Annotated in this window: 17 protein-coding genes; 11 read left to right on the top strand and 6 right to left on the bottom strand. The window is 69.5% G+C overall.

Annotated elements, in window-relative coordinates; translation table 11 throughout:
- Nucleotides 1-106: 106 nt before the first annotated feature.
- The 4 genes from gspG to AC1RSK_RS02515 are packed head-to-tail and all read left to right on the top strand — an operon-like array spanning nt 107 to nt 3858.
- Nucleotides 107-553 carry a type II secretion system major pseudopilin GspG gene (gene gspG / locus AC1RSK_RS02530; RefSeq protein ID WP_492905223.1) on the top strand — a complete coding sequence of 149 codons (447 nt, stop codon included), beginning with the start codon at nt 107-109 and terminating at the stop codon, nt 551-553.
- 8 nt (nt 554-561) lie between these two features.
- The gene (gene gspD / locus AC1RSK_RS02525; RefSeq protein ID WP_492905222.1) at nt 562-2553 is read left to right on the top strand and encodes a type II secretion system secretin GspD; all 1992 of its coding nucleotides are present in this window, start codon (nt 562-564) and stop codon (nt 2551-2553) included.
- Nucleotides 2540-3271: a hypothetical protein gene (locus AC1RSK_RS02520; RefSeq protein ID WP_492905220.1), complete on the top strand. Its 732-nt coding sequence runs from the start codon at nt 2540-2542 to the stop codon at nt 3269-3271. Before gspD ends, AC1RSK_RS02520 begins: the two co-directional genes overlap by 14 nt.
- Entirely contained in the window at nt 3250-3858 is a 609-nt protein-coding gene (locus AC1RSK_RS02515) for a prepilin peptidase (protein ID WP_492905218.1), read from the top strand. Before AC1RSK_RS02520 ends, AC1RSK_RS02515 begins: the two co-directional genes overlap by 22 nt.
- A 130-nt stretch (nt 3859-3988) precedes the next feature.
- Here AC1RSK_RS02515 and AC1RSK_RS02510 read toward each other — a convergent pair whose 3' ends face one another.
- Nucleotides 3989-4612, bottom strand: coding sequence for a hypothetical protein (locus AC1RSK_RS02510; protein WP_492905216.1), 624 nt, complete (start codon nt 4610-4612; stop codon nt 3989-3991).
- A gap of 372 nt (nt 4613-4984) precedes the next feature.
- Nucleotides 4985-5188: a hypothetical protein gene (locus AC1RSK_RS02505; protein WP_492905214.1), complete on the bottom strand. Its 204-nt coding sequence runs from the start codon at nt 5186-5188 to the stop codon at nt 4985-4987.
- An 881-nt stretch (nt 5189-6069) separates the two neighbouring features.
- On the opposite strand from AC1RSK_RS02505, the gene AC1RSK_RS02500 reads away from it, so the two are divergent.
- The 4 genes from AC1RSK_RS02500 to AC1RSK_RS02485 all read left to right on the top strand — a co-directional run bounded on the left by AC1RSK_RS02500 (nt 6070) and on the right by AC1RSK_RS02485 (nt 12977).
- The gene (locus tag AC1RSK_RS02500) at nt 6070-9303 is read left to right on the top strand and encodes a M1 family aminopeptidase (RefSeq protein ID WP_492905212.1); all 3234 of its coding nucleotides are present in this window, start codon (nt 6070-6072) and stop codon (nt 9301-9303) included.
- A 120-nt stretch (nt 9304-9423) separates the two neighbouring features.
- On the top strand, nt 9424-10959 hold the full coding sequence (locus tag AC1RSK_RS02495; RefSeq protein WP_492905211.1) for an acyl-CoA synthetase: 1536 nt from the start codon (nt 9424-9426) through the stop codon (nt 10957-10959).
- A 63-nt stretch (nt 10960-11022) separates the two neighbouring features.
- Entirely contained in the window at nt 11023-11907 is an 885-nt protein-coding gene (locus AC1RSK_RS02490; protein ID WP_492905209.1) for a hypothetical protein, read from the top strand.
- A 149-nt stretch (nt 11908-12056) separates the two neighbouring features.
- Entirely contained in the window at nt 12057-12977 is a 921-nt protein-coding gene (locus AC1RSK_RS02485) for a hypothetical protein (RefSeq protein WP_492905207.1), read from the top strand.
- Here the strand turns inward: AC1RSK_RS02485 and AC1RSK_RS02480 are convergent.
- The 3 genes from AC1RSK_RS02480 to AC1RSK_RS02470 all read right to left on the bottom strand — a co-directional run bounded on the left by AC1RSK_RS02480 (nt 12950) and on the right by AC1RSK_RS02470 (nt 16927).
- Complete coding sequence (locus tag AC1RSK_RS02480) at nt 12950-13204, bottom strand: hypothetical protein (RefSeq protein WP_492905206.1); 255 nt, start codon at nt 13202-13204, stop codon at nt 12950-12952. The genes AC1RSK_RS02485 and AC1RSK_RS02480 overlap by 28 nt on opposite strands.
- 79 nt (nt 13205-13283) lie before the next feature.
- A complete protein-coding gene (locus tag AC1RSK_RS02475) occupies nt 13284-14360 on the bottom strand; it encodes a TIGR03032 family protein (protein WP_492905204.1) in 1077 nt (358 codons plus the stop codon).
- A 59-nt stretch (nt 14361-14419) separates the two neighbouring features.
- Nucleotides 14420-16927, bottom strand: a complete 2508-nt coding sequence (locus tag AC1RSK_RS02470; RefSeq protein ID WP_492905202.1) for a hypothetical protein — start codon at nt 16925-16927, stop codon at nt 14420-14422.
- Between the two features lie 126 nt (nt 16928-17053).
- Between AC1RSK_RS02470 and AC1RSK_RS02465 the strand changes: the two genes are divergently transcribed.
- On the top strand, nt 17054-17965 hold the full coding sequence (locus AC1RSK_RS02465; protein ID WP_492905201.1) for a LysR family transcriptional regulator: 912 nt from the start codon (nt 17054-17056) through the stop codon (nt 17963-17965).
- A gap of 10 nt (nt 17966-17975) precedes the next feature.
- On the opposite strand, the gene AC1RSK_RS02460 is transcribed toward AC1RSK_RS02465, so the two are convergent.
- Nucleotides 17976-18794: a helix-turn-helix domain-containing protein gene (locus AC1RSK_RS02460; RefSeq protein WP_492905199.1), complete on the bottom strand. Its 819-nt coding sequence runs from the start codon at nt 18792-18794 to the stop codon at nt 17976-17978.
- A 120-nt stretch (nt 18795-18914) separates the two neighbouring features.
- On the opposite strand from AC1RSK_RS02460, the gene AC1RSK_RS02455 reads away from it, so the two are divergent.
- Together AC1RSK_RS02455 and AC1RSK_RS02450 are read left to right on the top strand one after the other, a co-directional pair.
- Nucleotides 18915-19277: a nuclear transport factor 2 family protein gene (locus AC1RSK_RS02455; protein ID WP_492905197.1), complete on the top strand. Its 363-nt coding sequence runs from the start codon at nt 18915-18917 to the stop codon at nt 19275-19277.
- Between the two features lie 82 nt (nt 19278-19359).
- Nucleotides 19360-19809 (top strand): MaoC family dehydratase, encoded by a 450-nt coding sequence (locus AC1RSK_RS02450; RefSeq protein WP_492905196.1) that lies wholly within the window; start codon nt 19360-19362, stop codon nt 19807-19809.
- The last annotated feature ends 60 nt before the right edge of the window (nt 19810-19869 follow it).

Below are 19869 nucleotides of genomic sequence, written 5' to 3'. Positions count from 1 at the left end.
GAGGTCTGGGCGCGACCCCGCGCCGTATGGACTCGGTGAAACGGACTGGGGCATATTCGGCTGCAAAGTTAAGGGTTTGTCGGTGGGACTTTTCTCAGTGGGTACAATGGCTGTTTTGAACACCCGCCGGAAGACGAAACAACGTCGCCGCGAGGAGGCCGGCTATACGCTGACCGAAATGCTGGTGGTGGTCGCCATCATCGGGCTGATCTCGGCGGTCGTCATTCCCCAGACCATCGGCCAGATGGGCAAGGCCCAGTCGCGCGCCGCCAAGCTCAAGGCCCAGACGGTGGCCGCCGCCATCGAGCTCTATTCGGGCGACATCGGCCGTTTTCCGACCAAGGAAGAGGGCTTGAACGCGCTGGTCGAACGGCCGGGGGGCCTCGACAGCTGGACCGGACCCTACCTGCGCACCAAGGATCAATTGCTCGACCCCTGGGGCCAGCCCTTCCTGTACACGGTCGGTGAAGGCGGGGCCTTTAGTGTGAGTACGCTCGGCGCCGACAAGAAGCCGGGCGGCGAGGGGGCGGACCGGGATATCTCGGTCCAGTAGAGGGCGACATGAACAAGGCCATTCGAGCCGGCGCAGTGGCGCTGCTGATGCTGCTGGGCGCCTGCGCGAGCGATCCGCGCCGGCCGGGCGGCAGCGCCGCCCTGCCCCAGTCGCAGCCCACCTCCCCCGCCGCCGAAGTCGCCGCCGCCACCCGCGTGGGCGAGGAGCCGCCGCCGCAGCGCGAGGGCTGGCGTGAAGACGCGTTGAGCGCCCCCGTCTCGGCCGCGCCGCCGGTCCCCTCCAGCGGTTCGGCGCAGCGTATTCCGATCAACGTGCTGATGGATCGCGCCCCGATCCCGGCCGCCGTCGAGGCGGTGCTTGGCGATGTCCTGAACCGCCCCTTCCACATCGACCCTCGGGTCACCGGCGAGGTCTCCTTCCGCCTGACCGGCGAGATGACCGAGGGCGACATCCTGATCGCCCTCGACCAGGCCCTGCGCGGCGGAGGCGCGGCTCTGGCCGCTTCGCAGGGGGGCTCGGTGGCCGTCATGCCGGCCGCCGATGTGCCGGCCTTCTCGGTGCTGCCCGACGGCAATTCATCACAGCGCACCTTCTTCGCCGGCGGCACGGCCATCTACCGGGCCCGCCACGTCAGCGCCATGGAGATGGTCCGGGTGCTGACCCCGATCGCCGAGGGCCGCGCCCAGGTGCGGGCCGACGCGGTGCGCGAGTACGTCTATATCAGCGGCGATCCGGGCACGGTGAACAGCCTGGTGCAGACCGCCGAACTGCTCGACGTCGACTGGCTGCGCGGCAACAGCTTCCAGTTCTATCCGCTGAAGTACGCCGGGGCCAAAGCCGTCGCCGATGACGTGCGCCGCCTCTACGGCGGGGTGGAGGGGCCGATCGGCACCCAGGTCGACATGATCGACATCCAGCGGCTGAACGCCATCATCGTCATCGCCAAGTCGCCGGCCCTGCTGGACCAGACGATGAAGTGGATCGAGCGGCTGGACCAGCCGGCCTCACCCAGCGAACAGCGCATCCGGGTGGTGCCGCTGTCGAACATCAAGGCCGAGGACCTGGTCAAGGTGGTCGGCGCCTTCTTCGGGGCCGCCCCGCCGCCGCCCGGCGGCCTGGCCGGCGAGCCGGGCGCCGCCACGGGCGGCGGCGGCGGCGGCGGCCAGGTGACGGCCGACCCGCGCAGCAACTCGATCATCCTCTACGCCAGCGATGCGGAGTACCAGAACCTGCTGCAGGTCGTGCGCCGGCTCGACGTATCGCCGCCGCAGATCCTCATCGAGGGCACGGTCGCGGAGGTGCGGCTGAACGACAAGCTGAACCTCGGCGTCCAGTGGTTCCTGCAGAACAATCCGGAGTTCTCCGGCGGCTTCGCCACGGTCGGCAACGGCAACCTGGCGCTGACCTTCCCCGGCCTGTCGCTGCAGTACCTCGGCCCCGACTTCAAGGTGGTGATCAACGCCCTGCAGTCGGTCACCGACGTCGAGGTGGTCTCCACCCCGCGCCTGCTGGTGCTGGCCAACGAGACCGCCACCCTGCAGGTGGGCGACCAGGTGCCGATCATCACCCAGACGGCCACCGGCGACCAGCAGACCAGCCTGACCGTCAATTCGGTCAGCTACCGCGACACCGGCGTGCTGCTGACCGTCACCCCCCGCGTCGGCGAGGGCGGCCGCATCTTCATCGATATCGAGCAGGAGGTCAGCGACGTGTCGCAGACCACCACCTCCGACATCAACAGCCCCACCATCGCCCAGCGCAAGTTCCGCACCCAGATCGCCGTCGACAACGGCCAGGTCATCGCCCTCGGCGGCCTGATCCGCACCAGCCGCACCAAGGGCGACTCGGGCGTGCCCCTGCTCAGCCAGGTGCCGCTGCTGGGCGGCCTGTTCCGCGAGCGGGCCAATGTGAAGGGGCGCACCGAGCTGGTGGTGTTCCTCAAAGCCACCCTGGTCCGCAACCGGGCCGACGCCGACCGGGTGACCAAGGACATCGCCGCCGGCCTGACCACCCTCGGGTTCGGGCGTGACCGCCGCTAAGCGCAGCTTCAGGGGCTTCACCCTGCCCCTGACCCTGGCGCTGGCCTTCGCCATCATGAGCACGGCCGCCGGGCTGACCGGCCTGGTCACCGTCAAGGCCAAGGCGGCGCGCCAGAAGGACGCCGACCTCTTCGCCCTGATCACCCTGGAATCGGCGACGCAGGCGGCGCTGACGGCCCTGGAGAAGGACGGCGCCCCGCAGGCGCCGCGCTGGACAGCGACCGAGCGGCTCAACAACCGCCAGGTCGAGCTGACCTTCCTGGCCGTCGCCTACAAGCCCGACGCGGGCAAGGACCCGGCCGCCGGCCTCGCCGCCAGCATCGTCCAGCCGGCCTTGCGGACCCGCGTGGTCCGCGCCCTGGCCAGCCCCGACCCGGAGATCGCCCGCGCCAGCTTCACCCGTTTCGGCGACTTCCTGAAAGCCGCCGAAGTCTCCCCGTCGGAAGAGGACTGCCTGCGGGCCCTGCTGACCTTCGGCCGCCAGGGGCCCGAGCCGACGCCGCTGCCCCCGACCACCGTCCTGTCGCCGGACATCCTGCCCCTGGCCCCCGGCGACGTCGTCGAGGTGCGCGCCGCCGTGCGCACCGACCGCTACAGCGACATCCTCTGGCAGCGGGTCCGCTATACCGGAACGCCCGGCCAGCCCTGGCACATCCACGACTGGCGCCGCCTGCGCCTGGCCCCCGGCGCCGTGCTTTGCAAGCCGCCGCAACCCTGATCGCGGCCGCCCTCGCGCTGGGGACCCTGGCGGCGGCGTTCGGCCTCTCCTGGCCCGCCTGGCCCAGGCTGTCCGGCGCCAGACCCGCAACCCTGTGGGTCGCCGCGGGCCTGGTCGTCGCCCTGACCGTCCTGGCCGCGTTCAGCCGCTGGTCGCTGCTGCCGGCCGGGGCGGCGCTCGTCTTCCTGGCCCTCACCGATCTGCGCCGTTTCTCCCTGCCCTGGATCGGCCTGACCCTGCTCGGCGTCGCCCTGGGGCTTGATCTGGCCCTTCATCCGATGACCGCCTGGAGCCGGTTGCTCACCGGCGCCGTCGCCCTGCTGGCCTTCCTCGCCCTGCGGCGGCTGTCCGGAAAGCCGCCCAAGCTCGGCTCCGGCGATGTCCTGTTGGCCGCGCTGACCGCCGCGTTGATCGGCTGGCGGCTGGCGCCCCTCGCCTTCGCCCTCGCCGCCCTGGCCCCGCTGGCCCTCCAACGCCTGACCGGCCGCAGCGGGCCTGTCCCCTTCGGCTTCTGGCTGTCCTGCGCGGCCCTGATCACGGCGGGCCAATCCGACCTCGCCGACGGGATTGGCGCCCTGCCCGTCTGAGCGCTCGCCTGTCCCGGCCACAACGGGAGGCGTGTGAGTTCGCCTCTGGTCTCCCTTCTCCCCCGCAGGGAGTTGTGTATGTGACCGAGCGGGCAATCGGCCGACTGAGTCGTCGGGACAGACCGGCGATCTAGACAACAATGGTGGGGCCGTGCCCGCCCTCCCAGAAGGGGCCCTCGGGCGTCCGAACAAGGAGATCTGCCACGGCCTCTACGTGCTCGTTCCTCAGGACGGGCAGGCGTCCGATCTCCAAGGGGTCAACCACGACGGGGTGGATGGGGGCGATGCCGAGATATCGGGCGTACTCCAGAGGCCGTATCGCTCGCACCTCGGGGGGGATGCGAACGGCGTGCAGAACTATGTGCTTGAGCCCAATGGTGATGACCTGACAGTTCGGTGCTGGGTTCAGGTCAATGGTCTCCTTTAGCAGCTCCTCAGGAGTGGCTAGGCCGATATAGAAACCATGCTGTCGATGCCGAAAACTCCAGCGATCCGCGTTCATGCGTCCAATGTAGATCGTCCACTCAGGCGGGGGCGCGTGCGGCGGGTTAGAGAAGGCTTCCCTGTCAGCGGCGGTGCTCGCGATAATATCCAGATCCAGCAATTCAATCATGAACGCGACAAGCATGACCAAGGTCGCCACTGTCCCTTGATCGGCCGCAGCGAGTGTCTTGGGCAGGCCTTTGATCGAATCTTCCAGAAGCCGTATCGCAGCATTCTCGGAATCCTTCATCCAGCCGTGGTTGCACCTCATGCACACGACCCGAAGCGTACGGTTCCCAAGGTGACCGTCGCGTTTGCGCGCCCGGTTGAGCGCCGTCCGGTTGAAGCCGGGAGCACGCAAAAAGCTGGTGCGAATGTGAAGGTTCTGGGTCGAGTCTCGCGGGATTATGTTTCGCAGCTGGTTGGGTAGAATGTGCTGCTTCGACAAGCGTCCGGGCTTGCCGCAGAATTTGCAAAGCCCAGGTGGTTTGACCATGACCGATAAGGTCCTCGAGGGCGACGAGAGGGCCGCAGAGGCCGAGTTTCAGCGGGTGTTGAACAACCTGGCAAAGATGCCGCCGAAGCCTCACGCAAACCCCTGCCCAAGCCAAAGCCTGAGCAGGGGTCGGTTGACGCCTAGCGACTACTTCTGGGTCCCGTAGGGGCTCTGGTTGGTCGGCTTGAGCGACACACCCAGCTCGCTCGCCTTCGCCTGAACGGCTTCGGGCGTACGGCCGAGATGCAGCCCGAGGACGCGGGTGGGCGTGTTCTGCTTCACCTCCGCCTTGAACTGCTTCACGTGGCTGGGGGTCCACGGTTTACCGTGATTGGGAGGCTGCTTGGCCATAGTCAAAGGCCCTCCTTGGGCCTTGGGAAAATGGCTGAGGCTTGACTTCTGGCCCCCGGGGACTCATCGTCCACGGCGTTAAAACGGTCCAGCCCCGCAGCCCCAGCCGGTTGCGTCGGGATCGCCAAACCAGCCGTCGGAACGTTGGCGCGTTCCGGCGGCTCTTTGATTCGGCGATGTCACTGGGAGATAGTGGGCTACCGACTCATAGGTTGAGTCAAGCCGAACCGCCCCACAAACTGTGGGTGCGCGGCACCGGATCACAAGATACGCCCCTCTCGGGCGCAACAGCGCCCAATCAACGACAAATCAATCCACCGATTCTGTCGTTGTTATCAACAGGCGCTTGTGGAGAAGCGGTGTCGCAGATGCCGAGGCCCGCTTCGTCGGTCATGAGGGCGCCCTCGCGGCGAACCTGAGTGCGCAGGATGAGGGCCGAGGGACTTCCCACGGCGGCTGAGCCGGCTTTGGCCAACTGTTCCCTTCTGTTTGATCCGCCACGTCCATAATCGCTGAATATGTCTAGACATATTCATTTTCGACCTGATCGACCCGCCATACGCCGAGGGTTGCGGCGCCGCGACCCATGTAGGTCCGGCGACCACAATCGGGCCAACGTCCGGCAACCCGCGGCCAACCCTCCGACCAACGCCCCAGGCCACATCCGCAGCGCCTCGGCCAACAGCCAAGGCACGGTTTCGTCTGTGTTTTCAACGGCCGGCGGCCTTGCCCGCCCCTTCCCCTGGCGATGCGCGGTATAATGGTTGGTCGCTTCGATAAGCGCGGCCAGGGACGGGAGGCGTGGGGCGCCTTGGGTCGATCGGCCTTGAAGAGCAGGGCGAACGATGGACAGCGCCGACAATTCCGCGAAAAGGTCGGGCGTGACGCCGCTTCGCTATCGTCTGCACCTCGCGCCCGACGCCGGCGCCGGAACCTTCGCCGGTGAGCTGACGCTCGACCTCGCCGCGACCTCGGCAGCCGAGGCGATCATGCTGGACTGTCTCGACCTCGACATCGATGGCGCCTGGATCGACGGCGCCGCCGCCGACTGGCGGCGCGTCGGCGACAAGCTGGTGGTCACGCTCCCGGGGCCGCTGGACAACACGTCCAGCCTCCGCCTGACCTATTCCGGCCGGCTGTCCGACACCGCGCGCGGCCTCTACCGGGGCGACGGCTTCATCGCCAGCCAGCTGCAGCCCGACCACGCCCGCCGCGTCTTCCCCTGCTTCGACGACCCGGCCCTGCGCGCCGTCTTCGAACTCAGCGTCACCGTGCCGGATGGTCAGACGGCCGTGTCGAACGCCGCCGTCGCCACGACGCAGGGCGGCGTCGCCACCTTCGCGCCCACGCCGCCCCTGCCGACCCACCTGATGGCCCTGGCCGTCGGCGCCTTCCACACCGTCACCAGCGGCGCCGTTTCGCTCCGCACCCTGGCGCCGGGCCCGAACGACGCCTGGGTGCTCGACACCGCCGTCGCCGCCCTGGCCTTCTTTGGCGACTGGCTCGGCCATCCCTATCCGTTCGGCAAGCTGGACCTGGTGCTGCTGCCCCAGATCGGCGCCGCCGGCATGGAGAACACCGGGGCCATCTTCCTGCGCCAGGCGGCGCTGGCCCGCCCGAGCCGCGAGGCCGCCACCCTGATCGCCCACGAGATCGCCCACCAGTGGTTCGGCGGCCTGGTCACCCCGGCCGGCTGGGACGAGCTATGGCTCAACGAGGGCTTCGCCACCTGGCTGGCCCCCAAGGCCGTGGCCGCCGACCTGGCCGACGACGCCGAGGAGGTGGCGGCCCTGCGCGGCGCCCTGATCGCCGACAGCAGCCCCGGCGCGCGGCCGCTCAGCGGCCCGGTCCCCGACGATCCGGCCCAGCTGTTCGACGTCCTCACCTACCGCAAGGGCGCGGCCCTGCTGCGCATGCTGGAGGGCTGGATCGGCGAGCCGGCGATGCGCGCCGGCCTTGGCCGCTACCTGGGCGACCATGCGCTCGGCGTCGCCCGCTCGGACGACCTGTGGCTCGCGCTGGAAGCCGCCAGCGGTCAGCCCGTCGCCGCCGTGGCCGGCGACTTCGTCCGGCGCGCCGGCCCCGCCCGCGTCGTCCTGGGCTGGGAGGGCCGCACCGTCCATCTGGCCCAGGCCGGTGACGACTTGGTGACCCTGCCCGTCGCCCTGCGCGTCGCCACCAAGGCCGGTGAGGTCTGCCAGACCCTGCTGCTGGAGGGACCGACCGCGAGCCTGACCCTGCCGGACGAGGTCCTGTGGGCCCGCGCCGACGGCTATTTCCGCACCCGCTATCGCCACGGCCCACCGCCGCTGGCCGCCCTGTCGCAGGCCGAGGCCATCGTCCTGGTCGAGGACGCCTGGCTGGCGCTGTGGGCGGGCGAGGACGAGCTGCCGGGCTTCCTGGCCCTGGCGGGCGAGGCACTCGCCGCCGGCCGCGCGCGGGCGCCCCTGCGGGTCCATCTGGCCGACCTGCGCGACCTGCTGGCCGGCGGCGCCCGTGGGGCGCTGTTCGACGCCTGGCTGGCCCCGCTCGATCCGCCCGCCCCTGCGCAAGCCTTCGCCGATCTCCAGACCCAACTGGCCGCCGATGAGGAAGCCGCCCTCGCCCAGCTCTGCGCCCTCGCCGATCCGGCCTGCCTCCCTGACCAGCTGGCCCTGCTCGACCGCTGGCCGGTGCTGGCCGCCGAGGGCCTGCTGGCCAACCCCGCCGTCCGCGCCGCCGCCTGGAGCCACCTCAAGGCCCACTGGGACCGGCTGGGCGAGGCCGTCCAGGGCCTCGGCGGCCGGGGGCTGGTCGCCGGCCTCGCCGCCTTCGCCGATGACGCCGCCGCCGCCGACATCGCCGGCTTCTTCGCCGGCCGCCCGGCGCCCGCCGGCCTGGCCGGGGCCCTCGGCCGCATCGCCAGCCGGGCCCGCTTCCGCGAATGGGCCCAGACGGCGATGGACGCCGTCCTGCTCCGCCAGGGCGCCAGCGGCCCGGCCGGCGACAGCCAGCCGCTGCTGGCGGCCTTGGCGGCGGGGTTCCGGGGCGCCCTGGTCCAGCGGTCGCTGCTCGACGGCTTCGGCCTCGCCGCGCCGGCCTGGATGCACACGCCGGAGAACCTGCGCGGCGCGCTGGGCGCGGTCGAGCGGCCGTGGCTGCAGAGCCTGCGGGGCCCGGCGCCGATCCCGCGAGACCTCACCCAACGCCTGATCGAAGACCTCGAAGCCGCCGCTGGCCAGCTGGCCGGCCTGACCGCCAAACTGCCCGACGCCAAGGATCGCGACGCCGCGCTGATCGTCGTCGCCGGCCTGGCGCGGGCCGCCCTGAGCGTCGAGCGACAGACCGAACTGGCCGCGCTGGCCGCCGCCGTGATCGAGGGCGAGCCCGCCGCCGCGCCCCACAAGGGCGCCTTGAGCCAACGCCGCGCCGAGACCGCCGCCGTCCGCGCCTGGATCGCCGACCCACCGCGCAACCCCAACCGCTTCCAACGCCTTGACCTGCAGAACGACGCCGCCCTCGCCGCCGGCCAGCTGCGCCTGCTGGCCCAGACCCTGCGCCAGGCGCTCGATGGCGCAACCCCCGACCCCTGGATCGCCTTCGGCTTCGACACCAGGACCACAGACCTCTGGCGCGCCGCCGGCTTCGACGACGCGCAAACCGCCGCCGCCTGGCGCCTGCGCGGCTTCGCGCCGAAAGCCGCCCGCGACTTGGCCGCCCAGGGCGCCGATCCGGCCGCCCTGCGCCGCCGCCCGATCCCGACGACGGAGACCCTGCCCCTGACCCTGCCCGACGGAACCGTGCTCAAGGTCGAACGCGCCGCCGAGCCGGCAATCCGCAACCAAGGCCTGATGCACCGCGACAACCTCTCCGCCCGAGGCGGCATGCTGTTCGTCTTCCCGGACGACCGGCCTCGCCCGATCACCATGGCCGGCGTCCGCTTTCCCCTCGACGCCCTGTGGCTGGGACCGGACGGCGCCGTGCGCCACATCGAGGAAGCCGCGCCCGCCTGGCGCCCGGACGCCCTGCCCGCCAACCCGGAAGCGGCCCGCTGCCGCTACCTGCTGGAGCTCGCCGCCAGCGCCGTCGGCCGCCACGGCCTCAAGGTCGGCGACCGGCTGATTTTCGCGACCTGAAGAAACTCGCGGTTCCTGCCGCAACGGCGCCCTTGAGCGCCGGCCCGCAACGCGCTTCTATTCACGCCTCAAGTGAACAACGATAACCCGGCGCCAGACCGGGGCGGCCGAGGAAACCCCATGCACCCCACCCACTACGCCAAGAGCCATCCCGACCGCGCCGCCTACATCATGGCCGCAAGCGGCGAGACGGTGACCTACAAACAGCTCGACGAACGCTCCAACCAGGGGGCGCAGCTGTTCCGGTCTCTGGGCCTGGGGGTCGGCGACGTCATCGCCGTCTGCATGGAGAACAACGCCCGCTACTTCGAGATCGCCTGGGCCGGCCAGCGCTCCGGCCTCTACTACACCTGCATCTCGTCCAAGCTGACGGCCGGCGAGGTGGAGTACATCCTGCGCGACTGCGGGGCCAAGGTGCTGGTCATGTCCAAGGCCATGGGCGCGCTGGCCGACGAGGTGGCGGCGCTCGTCCCCGACCTCAAGCTCTACATGGTCGACGGCGCCCACGGTCCCTGGGAAAGCTTCGAAGCCGCCCGCGACAGGATGCCGACGACGCCGGTGGCCGACGAGACGGCCGGCTCCGACATGCTCTACTCCTCGGGCACCACCGGCCGGCCCAAGGGCGTCAAGCCGGCTCTGAGCGGCAACCCGATCGACATGCCCAATCCGCTGTCGATGATGACCCAGGGCCTGTTCGGCTTCCAGGAAGGCTGCGTCTACCTCTCGCCGGCCCCTCTGTACCACGCCGCTCCGCTGCGCTGGTGCATGAGCGTCCACAAGCTGGGCGGCACGGTCATCGTCATGGAGAAGTTCGATCCGGAGACCGCCCTGGCCCTGATCGAGAAGTACAGGATCGACTGCGGCCAGTTCGTGCCGACCCACTTCGTCCGCATGCTGAAGCTGCCGCAGGAGGTCCGCGCCAAGTACGACGTCTCCAGCATGAGTTCGGCCGTCCACGCCGCCGCCCCCTGCCCGGCGCCCGTCAAGGAGCAGATGATCGCCTGGTGGGGCCCGGTGATCCACGAATACTACGCCGGCACCGAGGGCAACGGCTTCTGCTACATCAACTCCGCCGACTGGCTGACCCACCGGGGTTCGGTCGGCAAGGCGGTGCTGGGCGAGCTGCGCATCTGTGACGAAGAGGGCAACGCCCTCCCCGCCCGCCAGGAGGGGCAGGTCTATTTCGAGAACGGCCCGCCGATCAACTATCACAACGACCCGGTGAAGACCGCCGAGAGTTACAACAAGCACGGCTGGACCAGCCTGGGCGATGTCGGCTGGATGGACGAGGAGGGCTTCCTCTACCTGACCGACCGCAAGAGCTTCATGATCATCTCCGGCGGGGTGAACATCTATCCGCAGGAGATCGAGAACCTGCTGGTCACCCACCCCAAGGTCACCGACGCGGCCGTGGTCGGCGGGCCGCACGAGGAGATGGGCGAGCAGGTCATCGCCGTCATCCAGCCGGCCACCGGCAAGGGCGATCCGGAGCTGGCGGCCGAACTGCTGGCCTTCTGCCGCGCCAACCTGTCCCATGTGAAGACGCCGCGGGTCATCGATTTCATGGAGGAGCTGCCGCGCCACCCGACCGGCAAGCTCTACAAGCGGCTGATCCGCGACGCCTACTGGGGCAAGACGGACGGCAAGATCGTCTGAACTGTACAGAGGCGTCAAATCGGCGGCCTATGCACAGCGTGAGTAGCTTTTGCGGATGCTGTCGTGACGCGTGAGGAAGCGCACAGTCTGGTCATGGGGGTGCTGTCGCACCCGGAGCTCGACCGCATCCAGGGTCACCCGCGCTTTGGCGAGGTCTCGCTGCGGGCCATGGACGGCTGGGGGCCGCACGCCGAGGACAGCCAGTCGATGACCCGCACCCTGCGAGACATCGGCCATTACATGGCCGGCGTCTGGGCCATCCAGCTGACCCAGGCGCCGGGCGGCCTGACCCACGCCTCGCTGTCGGAGATCGTCGCCCCGATGGGCATGGGCAGCCGCACGCGGGTGCACGCCATGCTGGCCTATCTGCAGTTCATCGGCCTGATCCGCCCGGCCCCGAAGAGCGGCGACGGCCGCCTGCGCCACTACGAACCGACCGCCGGCCTGACCACCCTGTTCCGCGCCCGCTTCCGCCGCGAACTGACCATCCTCTCCGACCTGGATCCCGAGATGACGCAAATCCTGGCCCGTTGGGACGAGCCGGGCGTGTTCGAGGGCCTCGTCAGCGCCCATGGCCGGTTCATGAACGCCGGCTTCATGACCTACGACCCGGAAGCCTCGAACCTGGATGTCTTCTCCCACCGCAACGCCGGCCTGATCATTCTCGGCCAGCTGATGGCCGCGGCCCATCGGCCCGGCGATCCGTTTCCACCGCCCGGGCCCATCGCGCTGAACATCTCCGAGATCGCCCGCAAGTCGGGGGTCTCGCGGGCCCATGTGCGGGGGGTGCTGAAGGCCGGCGAGGCCAAGGGCTTCCTGATTTCCAGGCCGGACGGCGTCACGGCCTTCTCGCCAGAGTTGCTTCACAATATTGAACACCTCATGGCTTCCTATGCACTGAGCATGGGATGGTGTGCCCGGGAAGCCATAAGAAGTGACCCGATTTGAGGGGTGTAACTTTTTTGAACGATTTCGGCTTTTCTTGAAGAATAACCCGGTTACGGTGCCGGATTAACGACGTTCGTCTGAGGGGGCGGGCCTGACTATTCCCTTGCGGAAAGCGCCGTGCGTCCCTCCCAAGTAGAGTTGGAATTCGCGTGAGTGTTGAACTTGGCCGGGAGAGCGCCGGCGAGATGGCCGCGCTGGTCTTCGACGTCCTGGCGCAGGACAGGCTCGATGCGATGATCGCCCACCCCGACTTCGGCGCGGTCAGTCTGGTGCTGATGGACAACTGGGCCCCGCACGCCGAGGACGACGCCTCGATGACCCGCACCCTGCGCGATGTCGGCCACTACATGGCCGGCATCTGGGCCCTGGCCCTGCACGGGTCGCCCGAAGGCCTCAGCCACGCCACCCTCAGCCGCCTCGTCGAACCGCTGGGCTTCGGCAGCCGCACCCGCGTCCACGCCATGCTGGTCTATCTGCAGGTCATTGGCCTGGTCCGTCCGACGGCGGCGCAGGGCGATGGCCGCCTCAAGCGCTACGCCCCGACGCCGGCCCTGGAGGCGCTGTTCCGCGCCCGCTTCCACCGCGAGCTTGGCCTCTGCGCGCCGCTGGTCCCCGAGGTCGAGGCCGTGCTGGCCCGCTGGCAGGAGCCCGGAGTCTTCGAGGCCTTCATGGCCGCCACCGGCCGCTTTATGGCCGGCAGCTTCCTGGCCTACGACCGCAAGGCCCCCAACCTGGACGGCATCTCCCAGCGCAACGCCGGCTTGACCGTGCTCGGCCAGCTGGTGGTTCTGGCCGACGCCGGCTTCCCGCCCCCCGGCCCCATAGAGGTCAACCTCAGCGAACTGGCCAAACGCAGCGGCGTCTCGCGCCAGCACGCCCGCAACATCCTGAAGGTCGGCGAGCAGGCGGCCTTCTGGCGGACTCAGGCCGACGGCCGGCTGGTGTTCAGCGAGGCGTTCGACCTGCAGATCCGCGTGCTGCTGGCCTCCTATGTCCTGCACCTGGCCTGGTGCGCCCGCGACGCCCTGGCGGCGGTCGATGTTCAGGTCCGCGCTGCCGGCGCGCTCTGACGCGTCGCCGACGGAGCGGTCGACGGTTCCTCCGAGATGATCCTGGCTTCCAGCCGGGCGGCGGCCTCCGAGATGACCCGGACGCGGCTGGGCGTCAGGTTGGCTCGCTGGGCGCGTTCCCTCGCCGCGTCCAACGCCCTCGGCGTCGGACCATGCAGGTCGAGCATGTAGGCGACCTCTTCGAGGACGGCCTTTTCAAACTGCCGCTTGCGGGTTCGACCAAACATCCGCGCCGCCCCTCCCGTCGGCGGAGCAGCTCGGTTATCCGGTCCGGCCGCCGGGCGGCAGTGGAAAAAATTTGAACGATCAGCCCTCGTCGATGCTGATCACCCGGCGCACGTCATCGCCGATCAGGCCGATGGCCGAGGGATTGCGCACGCCCGGCAGGGCGACGACGTCGAACAGCTCGCGCACCACCCCTTCGATCCGCACCCATTCGACGGTGTCGCCGCTCTCGGTGTCGATCACCAGGATGCCGCAGCGGGCGACCGCGTCGCGGCTGGCCAGGGCCGCGTCGAGCGGCAGGCCCTGGAAGGTGCGGTTCTCACGGGCCTGCGACAGGCCGACCAGGGCGTATTTGCCCATGAAGCTGAGGCCCCGGGCGTAGCCGGGACAGAAGGCCACCGACTTGAAGGCCTTGGTGTCGGGATCGATGAAGCCCAGCTCGCCGGCCCCGGAGTTGAGCACCCACAGCTTGCCGTCATGGACGCGCGGCGAGTGGGGCATCGACAGCCCCTCGACCACCCGCTGGTTGGTGGTGACGTCCATGATCATGCCGCCGTCCGAGCGGCGGTCGCGCCAGCCGTCCGAGACGTCGGAGGCCGAGACCATGGTCACGTAATGCGGACGGCCGTTCTCCATGGCCAGGCCGTTCATGTGGCAGCGGTCTTCCGGCGCCAGCTTGGTGATGAAGGGCGGCTGCCAGAGCGGCTTGAAGCTGTAGCCCTCGCTGATGGTGGCCAGGCAGGAGAACAGGGTGTTGACGAAGACGATATTGCCGTCGGCGTCGAAGGCGATGTCATGGGCGTCGACGTCGCCGGTGATCCAGCTGACGCGCGGGGTGTAGACCGCGTCGTGCGGGCCGCTCATCTGGCCGGGCGGCAGGACGTTGTCGAAGCGGTAGATCTGGTAGTGGGTGGCCAGGGCCAGCTTGCGGGCGTCCGGGCTGGCGGCCAGGCCCATGCAGCGGGCGAAGGTGCGCTCGAACACGGCGATGCGGCCGGGCTCCTTGATGCCGAGCAGGAAGATCTTCCCCGCCTGATAGGTGGTGAAGGCGATCGACGAGCCCATCCGCGCCAGCCAGTCGGGGAAGCCCCGCGAGGTGGTCAGGGCAAAGGCTTCCTGGGGCGGAGCGGCGGCGGGCGTCGTCGTGGCGTCGGTCATGGCCGCACACTTGGCACAGCCGACAGAGGCTGACGAGTGGAAGAATTCGGTACGATCGATCAGAGCAGCCAGCCGGCGGAATCTCCGGTGACGTCGCCGTTGACCTTCATCTGGTAGTCGGCCTTGCCGTCGCCGGTGACGTCCAGCTTCAGGGTGGTGATGCCGCCGGCGAAGCTGAGGGTCATCTCGCCTGCGTGCTTGCCGAAGGCGCCGACCAGGGTGAAGGCGTCGTCCGCCCCGCCGGCGATGGCGTCGATGCCGGACAGGTCGATCAAGTCGCTCTCGGCGGTCGAGAAGTCGTAGACCTGATCGGTTTCCAGTCCGCCGCCGAGGGCGTGGGCGACCACGAAGGTGTCGGCGCCCAACCCGCCGCGCAGAAGGTCGCCGCCCAGGCCGCCAATGATCACATCGTCGCCGTCGTTGCCGTTGAGGGTGTCGTTGCCGGTCAGTCCAGACAGGGTGTTGGCGCCGCTGCCGCCCTGGATGTTGTTGGCCAGGCTGTTGCCCACGCCGTCGATGTCGCCGCCCAGCAGCTCGAGTCCTTCGAGGTTGTCGGCCAGCACCCAGCCGTCCAGGCCGGTGCGGACGATGTCGTAGCCCTCGCCCGGCGCCTCGATCGTCTGATCGCCCGCGTCGTCGACGATGTAGACGTCGTTCTCGCCGCCACCGGTCATGACGTCGGCCCCGGCCCCGCCGTCGAGGTAGTCGTTGCCCGCCCCGCCCGTCAGCACGTCGATCCCGCCGCCGCCATCGAACCGGTCATTGCCCAGGCCGCCGAGCAGGTCATCCGCCCCGAGCCCGCCGAACAGCTTGTCGGCCCCGTCGCCGGCGCTCAGGTCGTCGTCGCCTTCGTCGCCCTGCAGCCAGTCATTGCCCGCCCCGCCAATCAGGTCGTCAGCCCCGGTCCCGCCGTACAGCAGGTCGTTGGCGTCGCCCCCGTCCAGGGCGTCCGCGCCGCCCAGCCCGCTGAGCACGTCCTTGCCGCCCATCCCGCTCAGGCTGTCGCCCCCGCCCCCGCCCCGCTCTGTCTCGTCGGTCCCGTCGCCGATGAAGCTGACCAGGCCCGAGTGGCCGAAGATCACATAGGCCGAACCGGTCTGGCTGCCGAGCGGGTCGGTGCGCGGGGCGCCGACGATCAGGTCATCGTAGCCGTCATCGTTGACGTCTCCCGCCGAGGACACCGAGGCCCCGGTGAAGTCGCTGGCCGCCACCCCGGCGATCTTGAACCCGCCGGCCCCATCCAGGCTGGAAAGGTCGAGGCTGGCCTGGAAATCGCCATCGAGGGCGGTGTCCTTGCCGAACACCACATAGCTCGCCCCGGCGCCGTCGGCGTTTCGGGCGCCGATGATCAGGTCACCCACGCCGTCGCCATTCACGTCGCCGGCCGAGGCGACCGAAATGCCGGCATAGTCGCTCGCGGCTGCCCCGCTGATCCGAAACCCGTTGATTCCGTTCAGGCCGTTCAGGTTGCCCGCCAGGTTCCCGTTGGCGGCCGTGTCCTTGCCGAACACCACATAGGCGGCGCCGGAATTGACGCCGTTCACGTCGGCGAAGGGAGCCCCGATGATCAGGTCGTCTATACCGTCGCCGTTGATGTCCCCCGCCGAAGCGACCGACCATCCACTGTGGTCGCCCCCCGCCGCGCCCCGGATCGCAAAACCGTTGGCGCCGCTGAGGTCGAGGGTGGCCCCGAAGGCGCCATCGGTGGCCGTATCCTTGCCGAACACCACAAAGCTGACGCCGTTGTCCCCGCTGCCCATGTCGGAATCCCTGGCCCCGATGATCAGGTCGTCGATCCCGTCGCCATTGACGTCCCCCGCCGAGGCGACCGAATAGCCGGCCAGGCCGGCCGTCAGCACGCCGTTAATCTTGAAACCGTTCGCGCCGTCCAGGGTGGAGAGGTCGAGATTGGCCAGGAAGTCTCCGTCGGCGGCCGTATCCCTGCCGAACACCACATAGGCGGCGCCGGTGCTTGTTCCGTTCGGGTCCGCGGCCCAGGCGCCGACGATCAGGTCATCGATGCCGTCGCCATTGATGTCCCCCGCGGAAGCCACTGAGGCGCCGAAGAGATCGACGGCGGTCTGGCCGGTGATCTTGAAGCCGTTGGTTCCATCAAGGGCGGCGACGGAAAGGTTTGCCGCGAAGGCGCCGTCGACGGCGGTGTCCTTGCCGAACACGATATAGGCGGAGCCGGGCTGGCCGCTTCCATAAGGCGCGCCGATGATCAGGTCGCCGACCCCATCACCGTTGACGTCTCCCGCCGAGGCGACGGACCAGCCGCTGTTGCCGAGGCTGATATCGCCGTTGATCTGAAAGCCGTTGGCTCCGTTCAGCATGGAAAGATCGAAGCTTAGCGGGAAGCCGGCCGCCGTGCCGAAGACCACATAGCTGGCCCCGCCGTTGCTGCTGACAGCATCGTTCGCCTTGGCCCCGACAACGAAATCGTCGATGCCATCGCCGTTCACATCGCCCGCTGCGGCGACCGAGAAGCCAAAGAAATCAGCCGCCGCCTCGCCGTTGATTGTGAACCCTTCGGAGCCGTCCGCGCTGAGCGCGGCAATGTCCACAACTGCTGCAAATCCGGCCACGGCGATATCCCCCCAAGGGCGCCGACGCGCCGTTCGGGGCGGACGTTGGCGGCGGGGTTCATTTCAATCAAATTCCGTTTTGCCCTTCTGATATACGCTGGACGTATGGATCGCCTGGACCCCCATTCCCTCGAAGTCTTCCAGGCCGTCGTCGAGACCGGCTCGGCCACCCTGGCGGCGCGCCGGCTGAACCTGACCCAGCCGACCATCACCCGCGCCGTCGCCCAGCTGGAGCAGGCCACCGGCCTGGTGCTGTTCGAACGCGGCCGGTTCGGCATGCGGCCGACGGCCGAGGGGACGCTGTTCGCCGAGGAGGTTCGCCGCAGCTTCTCGGGCCTGGATCGGGTCGCCGCCTCGGCCCGGGCCATCCGCCAGGGCGTTCGCGGGCGGATCGTCGTCGGCGCCATCCCGATCTATGCCGACGGCTTCGTGGCGCGCGCCATCGGCCGGCTGGTGGAAGGCGCCAGCGATGTGGACGCCCGTGTCGAGATCGATCCGCCGCAGGACATCCTGCGCAAGGTGCTCCATGGCCAGGCCGACCTCAGCGTCCTGGCCGGCGCCTTCGCCGATCACCCCGAACTCGAGGTCCATGTCCTCGGCCAGCGGCGGCTGATGGCGCTGATGCGCGCCGACCATCCGCTGGCCGGCCGCAACGAGGTCGGGGTGGCGGAACTGGCGGAGACCGACCTGGTGCTGCTGGCCGATCCCAACCCGCACCGCGCCCTGGTCATGCAGGTGTTCGCCAGCGCCGGCCTGCCCATCCGGCCACGCCTCGAGGCGGTCACCCAGCGGGGCGCCGCCCGGTTCGCCCTGTCGTCGGGCGCCGTCGCCCTGGTCGACCAGGAACTGGCGGCGGAGCTGGTTCGCCTGGAGCCCGGCGTGCGGGCCGCGACCTTTACCGCGGCGCCGCCCTGGGACGTGGTGGCCATCCGCTCCCGCGACCGGACCCCGACCCTGCTGGGCGAGGCGGCTCTGGCGCGGCTGAAGGAGGCGGCGGCCCAGGTCGGCGAGCTCTAAAGGAGTCCCTTCAGGCGGCCGCCACCCTTGCCGCGCGGGCGGCGGCCATGTCGGTCATCACCCGGGCCGTGTGCTCGTCGGCGGCGAAGAAGGTTTCCAGCACCAGCTCCGACAGGGTGACGTCGACCGCCGTGCCGAACAGGGTGGTGGTCGACAGGAAGCTGAGCGGTCCCTGCTCGCTGGCCATGCGCAGGGGGATGGCGACACCGCCGTAGTCGGCGCCATGGGCCCGGCCGACGGCGGCCGGCGGGGCGGGATAGCTGGAGAGCTCGGCCAGCAGCTCGGCCAGTTTCGGATCGGCGCTGATGGCTAGGTCGCGGCGCAGGCGCTCCAGGATATGGGCCCGCCATTCGACCAGGTTGAGGATGCGCGGCGCGAGCCCCCCGGGGTGCAGGCTGGCCCGCAGGACGTTGATCGGCGGCGTCAACAGTTCGGGCGCCAAGCCGGTCATCAGGTGCTGGGCCGCGTCGTTGGCGGCCAGCAGCTGCCAGTGGCGGTCGACCAGCAGGGCCGGATGCGGCGCGTGGCCGGCCAGGATCAGGTCGACCGCGCGGCGGGCGGCGGCCAGGCCCGGGTCGTCCAGCGATCGCTGCGGGAAGACGGCGGCGAAACCAGCGGCGGTCAGGAGCTGGTTGCGCTCGCGCAGCGGCAGCTCCAGCCGTTCGGCCAGGTTCAGCACCATCTCGCGGCTGGGGCGCGAGCGGCCGGTCTCCAGAAAACTCATGTGGCGCGGCGAGATTTCGGCCTCGAGGGCCAGGTCCATCTGGGTCATGCGCCGCCGGCCGCGCCAGTCGCGGACGAGATCGCCGAAGGTTTGAGAAGTGCTCATGCGACGGACCCTAACCGGCTTGCCGCCGCCTCTCCATTACCCGCGCGGTAATCGACCGGCCCCGGCGCGCCGCCGATGCTTCGACCCATTGGCGCAATCCCGCGCCGCAGGAGACCGGTCATGACCGACGCCACCCACCTCACCGACCGCTACATCGCCAGCTGGAACGCCACCGACCCGGAGGACCGCCGCGACCTGATCGCCGGCGCCTGGACCGAGGACGGCGCCTATCTCGACCCGGTGATGGCCGGGACCGGCCACGAGGGCATCGACACCATGCTGGCCGGAGTCCAGGCCCGCTTCCCGGGCTTCAGGCTCAGCCGCACCTCGCCGGTCGACGCCCACAACGACCGCATCCGCTTTTCCTGGGCCCTGGGTCCCGAGGACGGTCCGTCGGTGATCGAGGGGATCGACATCGGCGTGGTGTCCGGCGACGGGCGCCTGGCCTCGATCACCGGCTTCCTGGACAAGGTCCCGGGCTGACCGTGAAGCGGCCGGCGTCTTGAGGCCGTCCTTCAAGCGTGGCACACCCTCAAACAACTGTTCAACAAAAGGGGCATGCGCCATGATGGAAGTGGATTTCAAGGACGTCGGCACGCTGGTCGGCCAGGAGGTCGGGGTCAGCGACTGGGTCGAGATCACCCAGGAGCGGGTCAACCAGTTCGCCGAGGCGACCGGCGACCACCAGTGGATCCACGTCGACGTCGAGCGCGCCAACCGCGAGATCGGCGGCCCGATCGCCCACGGCTACCTGACCCTGTCGCTGATCCCCTTCCTCGGCGCCGGCCTGATGAAGGTCAATGGCGTCACCCGCGGCATCAACTACGGTTCCGACAAGGTGCGCTTCACCAACATGGTCCGCGTCGGCAAGCGGGTGCGCATGCGCCAGAAGCTGCTCAGCGCCGAGCCCAAGTCGGGCGGCATCCAGATGAAGAACGAATGCACCATCGAGATCGAGGGTGAAGAGCGTCCGGCCTGCGTGGCCGAGACCATCTCGGTGATCTACGGCGGCTGATCGCCGGATCATCCCTGTACGGAGAATGGCCGCTTCCTTCCGGGAGCGGCCATTTTTCTT

This window comes from Caulobacter sp. GW821-FHT11A05 (genome assembly GCF_058809015.1).
This window is presented reverse-complemented; position numbering and strand designations above follow the sequence as displayed.